Here is a 12556-nt window from a genome sequence, read left to right on the forward strand (position 1 = left end):
AAATGCGCGCACATTCCCCGTTGTCAAGTATCAGGAGACCTTTACGCTTGAAGGTTTCAGGGACTCCTATTGTATCAACTCAACAAATCCAAGGTATGAAAAAATTTACTAAGTCGGGACCTCCCCCCGTGCGGGCGAAGGTCCAGCAGATGTTATTGATTATGAAATTCACCACGTTGTTGCTATTACTGGTAGCGCAGGCTTCGGCCAGTGTTTATTCCCAGAAAAAGATCAATATCCGGGCAGAGGCCACACTGCTGGATAAAATGCTGATCATGCTGGAGAAAAAATCCAATTACCGTTTTTTCTTTAATAATGATGAGTTGAAAGACATAGCCCCTGTATCTGTTGATATGAGCGGCGTTACCGTGACAGCGGTGCTGGACCGCCTGCTGCCACCGCTCAACCTGCATTACAAAGTGCTGGACAATAATGTGGTGGTGGTGAGCCGCGCCGGTAACGAAATCCGCGACAAACATATCAAAGGAAAGGTGGTCAACGCCAAAGGCGAACCACTGCCCGGCGTAACGGTAAAAGTCTCCGGCGCCAACGCCGGCGCTGTTACCAACGCCAACGGGGAGTATGAGTTGAACGCCCCGGACAACGCCACGCTGGTGTTTTCCTTTATCGGCCATATCCAGCAGACCGTTGCCGTAGAAGGGCGTAGTACTGTTAACATCACCTTACAGGAAGATACCCAGGGCCTCAATGAAGTGGTCGTGGTAGGTTATGGCACCCAGAAAAAAGGCGACCTCACCGGCGCCGTAGCCACGCTGGACGGTAAAAAGCTGGAGAGCCGCCCGCTGGTGAACCTGGCGCAGGGCCTGCAGGGGATGGTGCCCAACCTTAACGTGAACCTCAACAACGGCGCTCCGGGCAAAGGCGCCACCTTCAACGTGCGCGGTAATACCTCTATCAACGGCGGTGGCCCGCTGGTGCTGGTAGACGGTGTACAGATGGACCCCAACCTCATCAATCCCGCTGACGTGGCCAATGTAACCGTGTTAAAAGATGCGGCATCTGCCGCTATCTATGGGGTGAGAGGCGCTTACGGCGTTATCCTCATCACTACTAAAAAGCCCGGTAAAGATGCGCCGCTGCGGCTCAACTACTCCACCTCCTATACCATCACCCGCCCCACCCGTATGCCGAAATACCTCAATTCGGTAGATTATATCCGTATGCACCGCGAAGCAGATCGCACCGGTCAGCTCTCCGGCGGTAACGCAGCCTCTGAACCCTTTACCACAGAAGATTCTACCCGGGCGGCAGCCTATTTCAACGACCCGGGCAACAACCTGCCGGTATATGTGGACCCCGCCAACCCCTCCAAATACCGCTACGTAGGCAATACAGACTGGATCAAAGAACTGTACCCCGGATGGGCCCCTATGATGGACCACAACGTGTCTATCTCCGGCGGCCAGGGCAAAACCGGCTACGTCGCCTCTCTTGGTTACTTCGACCAGAAAGGGTTGCTGAAAGTGGCCAATGAAGACTTTAAAAGATATAATGCCAGCCTGAAACTGAACACTGAAGCCACTTCCTGGCTGGAACTGAATATGAAAATGATGCTCAACCGCACCGAGAGCAATAAACCAACTCCTGCCAGCCATGGCGGCCTTTCATCCGGCTGGATCTCCGGCGACCTTCGCCCGATCATGCCCGTGTACCACCCCGACGGCCACTTCTCAGGACAGGGCTCGTTTACCAATATCGTAGCCCTCGCCACCCTCAACGGCCGCACCAAAGAAACCGCCAATGACCTCTGGCTCACCGGTGGCTTCGTACTGAAACCCCTGAAAAACCTGCGTATCGTAGGCGACTACACCTGGAACAGCTATGGGCTCAACAACCAGCAGCATTTTAAAGAATACCAGGAATACGGCGCCAACGGCATCCTGCTGGGCACTTTCCCATGGAGTAAACCCAGCAGCGTAAAAGAAAGTAACAACAACGATTATTACACTGCCCTGAATGCTTACGCAGAATACTCCCGCCAGTTTGGTCAACATTTCCTGAAAGCCATGGTGGGCTACAACCAGGAAAAGAAACAGGTGAAAGGTTTTAACGTAAAAGTGAAAAACCTCATCGACCAGACCATGCCGGCCATCAACCTCAACAACGATAACAGCCCGCTGGCCGACGGCCGCCAGTACAGCTGGGCGCTGGCAGGTTCCTTCTTCCGCCTGAACTACGACTATGCCAACAAATACCTGCTGGAAGTCAACGGCCGCTATGATGGCACTTCCCGTTTCCCGGCCAGCAGCCGCTATGTGTTCCTGCCTTCTGTATCTGCCGGCTGGCGCGTATCTGAAGAAGGGTTTTTTAAACCGCTGCTGGAGGTGATCAACGACCTGAAACTGCGCGCGTCTTACGGCACACTGGGCAACCAGGCGCTGAACCCCGATCAGAACGCAAATACGGATATTTACCCTTACATCCCCACCATGCCAGGCGGTAAAGTGGATTATATCTTCGACGATCAGAAAGGTGTGTACGTAGGTGTTCCCGGACTGGTAAGCCAGCATTTTACCTGGGAAAAAGTAAGCACCCGCAACTTCGGTATGGACATTACCCTGCTGAAAAACCGCCTCAGCGCTACGTTCGACTGGTACATCCGCGATACCAAAGACATGTTGCTGAACGGTTATCCGTTGCCCGGCATCCTCGGCACCTCCGCACCGAAAGTGAATACCGGTGAAATGCGTACCAAAGGCTGGGAACTGGGGGTTAACTGGAGAGATAAAATCAACGACGACCTCTCTTATGAAGTAAACCTCGCTTTGTCCGATTATTCCGCTACCATCACCCGGTACGATCTCAATCCTACCAAAACACTGGGCGACAAATCCTATTATGTAGGCCAAAAACTGGACGAGATATGGGGATACGTGACTGACGGTTTCTTCCAGTCAGACGCTGATGCTGCGTCCGCAGACCAGTCCAACCTCTGGAACGGTAAATGGCTGGCCGGCGATATCAGATTCCAGGACCTGAACGGCGACAAAAAAATTACCAGGGGCCAGAATACCGCTGTAGATCCGGGCGACCGCCGTGTGATCGGTAACAAAACACCGCGTTACCAGTTCGGGCTGAACCTCTCCGTACAGTACAAAAACTTCGACTTCAATATGCTCATCCAGGGTATCGGCAAACGCGACGTGATGCTTGATGGCAACACTTTCTGGGGTTTCAAAAGCGAATGGGACGTACCAATGGTGTACCAACTGGATTACTGGACACCTGAAAACCCTAATGCCTATTATCCCCGTCAGCGCTTCGGTGGCGGCGGCAACTTCCAGGCACAGACCAAGTACCTGCAGAATGCCGCCTATGCCCGTATGAAAAACCTATCCATCGGATACACATTGCCGGCTTCCGCTATGCGTGCCATGCGTATGCAGAAACTGCGTGTGTACGTGTCTGCACAGAACCTGTTCGAAGTCACCAAATTGCATAAAGCCTACGATCCGGAAATATTTGAAGCGAAAGACTATCCGCTCAACAGGGCCATTTCTTTCGGTTTGCAACTGGGCTTATAATCAATCCAAAACATGATGATGATGAAAAGTAAAAATATCATATATGCGTTAGCGTTAGCAGTCATGGCGATGACCGGCTGTAAGCGTGATTCTTTCCTCGACCTGAACCCGGACGATGCTTTCAGCGATCCGACTTTTTTCAAGAACGAGTCTGACCTGAAGCTGTACTGCAACGGGTTTTACAGCACGTTGCCCGTGATGGACAACAATTCCGACAACAACTCCGATAATATGGTGCCGCGCAGTAAAGACCCGTTTTTATCCGGGCAGTACATTGTGCCGATAGTAAAAAATGATGACAACGGAGAATGGAGCTGGAAGAACGAGAGAAGTGTGAACTACTTTCTGTCCCGCTACCAGCGCGCCCAGGCAGGGGATGATGTGAAAAATAAATATGCCGCAGAAGCGCGCTTCTTCCGTGCGTTGTATTTCTGGCAGAAAGTAAAACGTTATGGCGATGTGCCCTGGTTTTCGAAAGACCTGAATGAGAACTCACCGGAGCTGGACCTGCCGCGTACACCGCACAAACAAGTGATGGACTCTGTGCTGGCTGACCTGAATTTTGCCGTAGCCAATCTGCCGGTGCCGGGCAGCGCGGAGAAAGGCCGCCTGCATAAATATGCAGCAGCTGCGCTGAAAGCGCGTATTTGCCTGTGGGAAGGTACTTACCGCAAGTATCACAACCTGGGAAATGACCAGCCGATGATACGGGAAGCCGCCAACGCCGCGCAACTGGTGATCGCCAGCGGGGACTACGATCTGTACAGTACGGGTCATCCTGCTACCGACTATTACAACCTGTTTATACAGGAAGAGCTGCAGGGCAACAAGGAAGCGATAATGCCCAAGCGCTTTATCAAAGACGTATTCATGCATAACCTCACCCGCCAGCTGGGAGAGGGCAACACCGGTTTCAGTAAAAGCTTTGTGCGTTCTTTCCTGTGCACCGACGGCCTGCCGACGTCCCTCAGTCCTTCTTATAAGGGAGACGACTCTATCCAGGCGGAGATCACCAACCGAGATCCCCGTTTTGGACAGCTGATTGCCACACCGGGTTTTGTGTTCCAGGTAGATGCCAGCGGCAATAAGGATCTTATCACCCTGCCGCGTATAGGCACCAGCGTTACAAGCACCGGTTATCAGCGCGTGAAAGGACGTTCTTCCAGCCTGGAACAGTGGAATGCTAATCAGTCTACGCTGGACCTGTTTATCTTCCGTTATGCAGAGGTGCTGCTGGTATATGCAGAAGCCAAGGCAGAGCTTAACGAGTGCGACCAGAACGTGATCGATCAGACGATTAGCCGTTTACGTGCAAGAGTAGGGATGCCCGCCATGCAGATCGCTGCCCTGAGAAAAGACCCGAAATCCGATTTCCCCGGACTGCCGGTGCTGCTCGATGAAATACGCCGGGAGAGAAGGGTAGAGCTGGCCGCTGAAGGTTTCCGTTTTGATGATCTGCTGCGCTGGAACGCCGGTAAACTCATCGAAAACCCTGAATCCATCCTGGGTATGAAGCTGCGGCCTGAAGTAAAAGCCCAGTATCCCAACCAGGGGCAGGTGAAAGACATCGTACTGGATGCCAACGGCTATATCCGGGTATATCCTGATATCACTAACAGGATATGGAACGAGAAAATGTACCTGTATCCTATTCCTACACAGGAGCTGACATTGAATCCGAAGCTGCTGCCGCAGAATAAGGGCTGGTAATTAAATACGAATTGAGGATTTGGGGCATGTATGAACAAATGGTTTGTTCGTACATGCCCCAAATGGTTTTATCACTGTGGTATCTGTTTGTAGTTATCTTGATGAGTATTTTAATACGCTGATGTTGTTTTTCAGGTGAGTGTTTTATATTTTAAGCGTCTTGTAGGAAGTTCCTGCATGGGACCTCAATTCATAATTCGTAATTGCAGGGAAATGTTATTTAATTATGAAATCCGGTCACAGCAGGCTTGAGCGGGAGAGGGATGAAACCGGCTGCCACTGGCGGATTTAGAGCAGCAACCAAAATTTCACGTATCATCGGATTTTCCGATAGTCATTACAGTGACAACATTGCCATATTATATTTGTGACCAAAATCTATCTGGATGACCGCCCACGAGCTACATACGGACAACGACCTGTTCCGGGCGATTGCCAACGGAGATGAGAAAGCGTTTGCGACGCTTTTTCATCAGTATCGTAATAAAGTATACACCATCGCCTGGAAGATCACCGGCTCGGAAGCCGTGGCAGAGGAGATCGTATTGGACGTATTTTTAAAAGTATGGTTGAAGAGAGCGCAGTTGCCGGAGCTGGAATACTTTACCGCCTGGCTGTTCACCATTACCCGAAACCGCGTATTTAAAACGCTGAAGCAGCTGGCGCAGCAGGCCACCAGTCACGCTATCTCCGACCAGGAAGAGTGGCTGTTGCCGGCCGTGGCCTCTTCCAGCGAGCGGCTGTTGGAAAAAGAATACCGGCAGATACTTCACGACGCCGTATCCCGGTTGTCGCCACAGCAACAGAAAGTTTATCAGCTGATCAAAGAACACGGCATGAAACGGGAAGAGGCGGCCAGGGTGCTGAATCTCTCGCCCGAAACCGTAAAACGCCACCTGGCAGAGGCGATGCACTTCATTCGCACTTATTGCAGCTATCATCTGGGCACCTACGCCACCCTGTTCCTTATTAAGGAATTGTTATGAAGCATATTTTTTCTGTTTCCCACTGACCCATTTTTCTTTTCTAGGGATTTCTTTTGATATACCCGGCATAAATCCGGTTTACCGCATGTCCCGTTTTGAATCATTATTCCGCAAATCGCTGGAGAAGACCAGTACCGAAGCAGAGCGGCAGGAGCTCCTGCAACTGATAGCCCGGTCGCAGCACGACGGGGAGCTGTTGCAGCTGCTGGACGAGGTGATCGCCGGTTCCGGCAACGAACGGGCGATGCCTGACCATCGGGCGCAGGAGATACTGGCGCTTATTGTACAGGCCGGTGGGAAATCACAGCCGAAAGGCCGAACCATGCGTATGCGCTGGTGGGCCGCCGCCGCTTCGCTGTTGCTGTTGGCGGGCGCCGCGGGATATCTGCTCCGCCGCCCTGCAACACCTGCTACCGGTACGCTGCCACCGCTGGCGATGGAGGACATACGTCCTGCGGCACAAAGCGCCATCCTCACCCTGGACGACGGCAGCCAGGTAACGCTCGACAGCCTGCACCAGGGCAGTATCCGCAATGCTGCCGGCGCCCTTATCCATCTGAGTCAAAATACGCTGGCTTACAGTGGCGATAAAGACGTTGCAGGTGCCTGCAATACCTTGTCCACCCCCCGCGGAAAACTATTTCATCTTCTCTTGCCGGACGGTACGGAAGTGTGGCTCAACGCCGCCAGTTCGCTGCGTTACCCTGTCAGCTTTAACGCCACCGAGCGCGTGGTGGAACTCAGCGGGGAAGCCTATTTTGAAGTGAAACACGCCGCCACAAGGCCTTTTCGGGTAAAGACCGGCCCACAGAGCGAAGTCAGGGTACTGGGGACGGGCTTTAACGTGAATGCCTATACTAACGAACCAGCTATCACCACTACTTTGTTGCACGGCAGTGTGCAGGTGGTGGCAGCACAGCGGCCAACGCTGCTGAAACCGGGCCAGCAGGCAGCGGTAGCGGGGACGGATGTTAAAATACAAACGACAGACACCAGCCAGGTGACGGCCTGGAAGGAAGGCATGTTCCAGTTCGATAACACCAGCATCCAACAGGTGATGAACCAGCTGGAACGGTGGTACGATATCACGGTCGTTTATGAAAACGGTGTCCCCGACATCCGCTTCGGCGGTAAGATGGAGCGGGACCTTGACCTGCACAGCATATTGAGAATACTGGAAATATCTAATGTACATTATCGCCTGGAGGAACGAAAACTAATCATCACACAATAACAAAAGAAGATTGTCATACCAGCCATTACTGCGCCCCGGGAGCGCAGCGGGGTATCGTATGCCTGTAATGATCCTTAAAAATTCTGAAACACCACCATGATGTCCAAACAGCTTTACGCAACAAGACCTTCTCTTCCGCCGGACAATACGTCCCGGCAGAACAGCAGTCGGACAGCCGGCCGCCGCACGCTGTGGCCATATATGCTGCTATTGTCTGCCATCCTGTGCCTGCAGGTGCAGGCCCGCACGCTGGGGCAGTCCGTCACCCTGTCGGGTAAAAATCTCTCTTTTAAAGAGATCTTCCACGTGCTGGAAAAACAAACCGGCTATGTCGTGTTCTACAACACCGCCATGTTAAGCAACACAAAACCGGTAACCATCACTGTGAAAAACATGCATATCACAGAATTCCTGCGTACCGTGATGGCCGACCAGCCGATCGATTTCGAGATCAGCGCCAAAACCATTACCATTAAAGAGAAAGCGAAGCCCGCTGCAACAGCGGCGCCGGTGCTGCCCGATAAGGAACTGGCCCAAGACCCGCCGGTGAAGGGAAAGGTGCTGGACAACGAAGGGAATCCCCTTCCCGGCGCTACCGTGGCTGTTGCCGGGAGTACTCATGGTGTGCAGACCAACGAGAAAGGAGAATTCAGCATTGCGGCAGGGAAAAACGCCACGCTGCTGATCACTTACATCGGTTTCGAAAGGAAGGTGGTAGCGCTGGCCCACGAACAACAACCGCTGACCATACAACTGACGCTGGCAAAAAAAGACATCAATGAAGTGGTGGTGATCGGCTACGGCGCGGTCGCAAAAAAAGACCTCACCGGCGCTGTTTCTATCGTACGTCCCGCAGATATTGAAGGCATCCCCGCTACCCGCGTGGACCAGATGCTGCAAGGCCGTATTGCCGGCGCAGAAATCGTTTCCACCGACGGAGAACCCGGCGCCGCTACCTCTGTGCGCATCCGCGGTACCCGCTCTATCACCGCCAGCAACGAACCACTGTATATTGTGGACGGCCTGATGGACGGTATCTCCAGCCTCAATGAACTGAACCCTTCCGATATCGCGTCCATCAACGTGCTGAAAGACGCGTCTTCTACCGCCATCTACGGCTCCCGTGGCAGCAACGGCGTGATCATCATCACTACCAAATCCGGTGCTAACAGGTCAGGCAAAACAAATTTTACTTTCCGCTCCGACCTCGGCAGCTCTGTATTGCCCCGTTACCTGGACCTCATGAATGCCACAGAGTTTGCCCAGCTGCAAAACGACCGGTTTTATTTCAGTAACTCCGCCAACCCGGCAAAGCCGCTGGAAGAGTATCCTTACCCCAACCCGTTGTCATTGGGAGAAGGCACCAACTGGACAGAAGAGATCACCCGCACGGCGCCATACCAGAACTATACGCTGTCTGCCAACGGCGGAGACAAAGCCACACAGTATTATTTCTCCGCCAACTATAACAACAACCAGGGCATCATCAAAAACAGCGGCCTGCAACGTTACCAGGTACGTCTCAATCTTGACAGGACCATCAGCCGTTATGTAAAAGCAGGCGTACGCTTCAACTACTCGCAGATTGCCCGCAAACTCAACAACGCCGACGTAGGTACGAGCACGTTATGGTACCGCTCTACCATCTTCCTGTCGCCCACCATGCCGGCATATAAGCCGGACGGCAGCTTCAACGACTGGAACACCCAGTGGTACAGCGGTACCCTCTTCGATTCACCGCTGGCCAATGTGGAGCTCAAACAGAACAATGCGCTGGAAAAAAGCCTGAGCGCTATGGGATATATCGAAATTACCCCGGTGAAAAATATCCTGATCAGGTCCACCGTTTCATATACCGATTACAGTAAGAATGACAACCAGTTTATTCCTTCCACCATGCCGTCCCGCGCAAACGCCAACACCGGCGCTTATGCATATAAACGCAGCTACTACGATAATAACATCCTCAACGAGAATACCATTACCTATAAAAACAGCTGGAACAAAAAGCACAACTTCAATGCGATGTATGGTTTTACTGTACAGAAGAAAAAGTTCAATAACATGACCGCCAGCGGTAATGGCTATTTTATCGATGACGTGGGCACGAACGATATGGGCGCACTGCCTTCCAAAGAAACGATCAACATTGGCTCCTCGCTGGAAAACCTGGGCCGTATGTCTCACCTGGCACGTATCAACTACAACTATCGCAACAGGTATTACTTAACGGCTACCGGCCGTGCGGACGGTGCTTCCAACTTCTCGCAAAAAAATAAATGGGCATACTTCCCGTCTGCCGCCGTGAAATGGAATATCGCCAACGAGCCGTTCATGCGCCGTTTCCGGGACATCAGCGAGTTGTCTGTGAGGCTGAGCGCCGGTACCTCCGGTAACGATGCGATCTCCCGTTACCAGTCGCTCTCCCGCCTTAATTCCACTTCTTCCGGTTACCTGTTGGGTGGTATACAACCGGTAGCTTACTACCCGGCGCGCATCGAAAACGAAGGACTTACCTGGGAAAAGACCACGTCTTATAACGCCGGGCTGGACCTGTCATTCCTCAACAAACGGGTGGACATCTCCCTGGAAGTATATAAAAGCAACACCTCTGACCTCTTGCTGACTGTGCAGCTGCCTACGCATACCGGTTTCGGTTCCAGGCTGGCCAATATCGGAAAAACGTCTAACAAAGGCATTGAATTGACGGTCAACACAGAAAATATCCGCCGGAAAAATTTCTCCTGGTCTACCACTTTTACCATCGCTCATAACAGGCAGCTGGTAGAAGACATCGGCGGGCTGGACAGGGTATCCGTGTATGACAACCCTTACGGTGCCCAGTATATGATGTATGGTTACGTAAAAGGACAACCGCTGAATGCCTTGTGGGGCATGGAGTACGCCGGGGTGTGGAAAAGCCAGGCAGAAATAGAACAGAATAAAAAAGACAGGCAATACGCTTCGTCAGCAGTCAGCTATTATTCACCCGGCCGGCAGCGTTACATCGATCAGAACCACGACGGTATCCTCGATAACAACGATCTGGTGTACCTCGGGAACGCCGATCCTGACTTCTATGGCGGTATTCAGAATACGATCAGGTTCAAAAAGCTGATGGTCTCTTTTTATTTCAACTACAGTGTAGGCGGGCAGATTTATAATCCTACGGAATTGTTCATGGGCACAGGCACCTACCTGAGTAACCAGTACCGATATATGGTCAATGCGTGGCACCCCGTACGGAATCCCAATTCCGACTATCCGCGCGCTGATTCCAAAGATGACATTCCCAACGACCGGTTCGTGCATTCCGCTACTTTCCTGCGGTTCAAAAATTTCTCCATTGCCTATCCTTTTGATCTGAGCAGGATCACGCGTAAGCGGCTGCAGTCTGTCTCCCTCTCGCTGGGAGGCAACAACCTCGTGCTGTGGAAGCACTACAACGGCTATGATCCTGAAGTGTCCACACAGAGCGGTGGTTCTACCATGCGCCGCATGGACAACGGCGCGTATCCATCCAGCCGTACCATCACCTTCGGTGCAGAATTAAAATTTTAAAGTATTGGGTATGAAAAGAAAATTGAATTATATCGTTGCCTTGCTGTTGTTGGCTGGCGCTGCCGGGTGGACCGGCTGTAGCAAGCTGCTGGAAGAAGAGCCGAGCAGTTTCGTGAGCCCGGGAGATTTTTTCAGGAATGAAAACCAGTGTATCGCTGCACTGAACGGCTGTTATATGCCGCTCAACAGTATCTATATTTCTGATCTGATCATTCCGCTGGAAGGGTCTACCGACCTGGCTTTTCTTAACTCCTCGCAGCTGGATGCCAAATTCGAAATATCCCCTGCCAATCCGGGTATGGGAGACAATATCTGGACTGCCTGTTATAAGGGTGTGATGTATTGCAACGCCGCTATAGAAGGCATTGAAAATGCCACCATTGCGGCCGACAGGAAACCGTCGCTGAAAGCAGAAGCCGTGGTGCTAAGGGCGTTGTATTACTATATCCTTACCAGCACTTTCAATGATGTACCTTTTTATACACAGAACGTTAACAGCCTGACCGCCCTCAACGAGGTGATGAAGCTGGGCAGAATGAGTGCTGTGGAAACAAGGGACAAGCTGATAAAGGAGTTGCAGGAATATGCCCCTAAACTGCCGCAGGTGCGTACCTCCGAAGTGCCGCAGAACCGCATTTCCGCTGCCATGGCATATATGCTGATCGGTAAGATGGCCTTGTGGAACAAACAATATCCCGTATGCGTGGAAGCCATGGAAGCGATCAGAAAGGTGTATGGCCAGCTGGCGCAGTATCCGTTGGAGGACACCTGGTTCCGCAATAAGAACACGGCCGAATCTATTTTTGAAGTGCAATATACCTGGTCAGCCACCGGTCTGAAAAAGACTACTAACGTAGCAGCATTCTTCACACCCACCAAAGCTTCCGGTACCAGCACCTATGATGGGGTGAACATTCCGGAGCTGGGAGCCAAAGCCAATCCTTTTAACTCCGTGACGCCGACGGAGTATTTCATGAAGCTTTATGACTATGCCGATCCGCGCCGGGAGATGATCCTGGCTTATAGCTACAACGGCGCTTATTTCAAGCGCCCCATGCAGAACAACGGTACCGGTAAAGCCTGGATGGGGCCTAAGTTCTGGTGCCCTGCCATGGATAACATCGCCGATGGAAACAACCAGAAAGTGTTCCGTTATGCTGATGCACTGCTGATGCTGGCGGAAGCCGCCAACGAAACCGGCGACGCAGGTCTCGCACTCCAATGCCTCAACGAAGTAAAAGGCCGTGCTTATGATGCGCTGAAGCTACCGGCTTATCCCGGTAAGACGGAGTTCTTCGAAGAAGTGAAAAAAGAGCGTGCCCGCGAACTGATGGGGGAATACGGCCGTAAATGGGACCTCGTGAGATGGGGCGTCTTCTTCCGCGCTGTCGGTGAAACAGCCGGTGCGGAATATGAGGTCATCAAAAACAACCTGCGGCCTTATCATGAATATTATCCGATACCGGACAAGGAAGTAGTACGTTCCGGTGGTATTCTTACTAATCCAGCTTATAAATAAT

6 protein-coding genes are annotated in these 12556 nt (G+C 52.1%); all 6 read left to right on the forward strand.

Going from position 1 to position 12556, the window contains the following annotated elements; genetic code table 11:
* The first annotated feature begins 95 nt into the window (after positions 1 to 95).
* A complete protein-coding gene (locus B5D63_RS02175) occupies positions 96 to 3545 on the forward strand; it encodes a TonB-dependent receptor (protein ID WP_200816894.1) in 3450 nt (1149 codons plus the stop codon).
* 12 nt (positions 3546 to 3557) lie between these two features.
* Complete coding sequence (locus tag B5D63_RS02180) at positions 3558 to 5255, forward strand: RagB/SusD family nutrient uptake outer membrane protein (RefSeq protein ID WP_200816895.1); 1698 nt, start codon at positions 3558 to 3560, stop codon at positions 5253 to 5255.
* A gap of 386 nt (positions 5256 to 5641) precedes the next feature.
* The gene (locus B5D63_RS02185) at positions 5642 to 6241 is read left to right on the forward strand and encodes an RNA polymerase sigma factor (RefSeq protein ID WP_078667129.1); all 600 of its coding nucleotides are present in this window, start codon (positions 5642 to 5644) and stop codon (positions 6239 to 6241) included.
* A gap of 85 nt (positions 6242 to 6326) precedes the next feature.
* A complete protein-coding gene (locus tag B5D63_RS02190; RefSeq protein WP_078667130.1) occupies positions 6327 to 7475 on the forward strand; it encodes a FecR family protein in 1149 nt (382 codons plus the stop codon).
* 96 nt (positions 7476 to 7571) lie between these two features.
* Complete coding sequence (locus B5D63_RS02195; protein WP_078667131.1) at positions 7572 to 11036, forward strand: TonB-dependent receptor; 3465 nt, start codon at positions 7572 to 7574, stop codon at positions 11034 to 11036.
* A 10-nt stretch (positions 11037 to 11046) separates the two neighbouring features.
* The gene (locus B5D63_RS02200) at positions 11047 to 12555 is read left to right on the forward strand and encodes a RagB/SusD family nutrient uptake outer membrane protein (RefSeq protein ID WP_078667132.1); all 1509 of its coding nucleotides are present in this window, start codon (positions 11047 to 11049) and stop codon (positions 12553 to 12555) included.
* Position 12556 lies beyond the last annotated feature (1 nt).

Source organism: Chitinophaga eiseniae (assembly GCF_900167135.1).
In the GTDB taxonomy this organism is placed as follows: domain Bacteria; phylum Bacteroidota; class Bacteroidia; order Chitinophagales; family Chitinophagaceae; genus Chitinophaga; species Chitinophaga eiseniae.

What these genes read in the sequence shown, in the direction of transcription:
- B5D63_RS02175 (WP_200816894.1), top strand. Translation starts at nt 96, where the DNA reads ATGAAAAAATTTACTAAGTCGGGACCTCCCCCCGTGCGGGCGAAGGTC.
- B5D63_RS02180 (WP_200816895.1), top strand. Translation starts at nt 3,558, where the DNA reads ATGATGATGATGAAAAGTAAAAATATCATATATGCGTTAGCGTTAGCA.
- B5D63_RS02185 (WP_078667129.1), top strand. Translation starts at nt 5,642, where the DNA reads ATGACCGCCCACGAGCTACATACGGACAACGACCTGTTCCGGGCGATT.
- B5D63_RS02190 (WP_078667130.1), top strand. Translation starts at nt 6,327, where the DNA reads ATGTCCCGTTTTGAATCATTATTCCGCAAATCGCTGGAGAAGACCAGT.
- B5D63_RS02195 (WP_078667131.1), top strand. Translation starts at nt 7,572, where the DNA reads ATGATGTCCAAACAGCTTTACGCAACAAGACCTTCTCTTCCGCCGGAC.
- B5D63_RS02200 (WP_078667132.1), top strand. Translation starts at nt 11,047, where the DNA reads ATGAAAAGAAAATTGAATTATATCGTTGCCTTGCTGTTGTTGGCTGGC.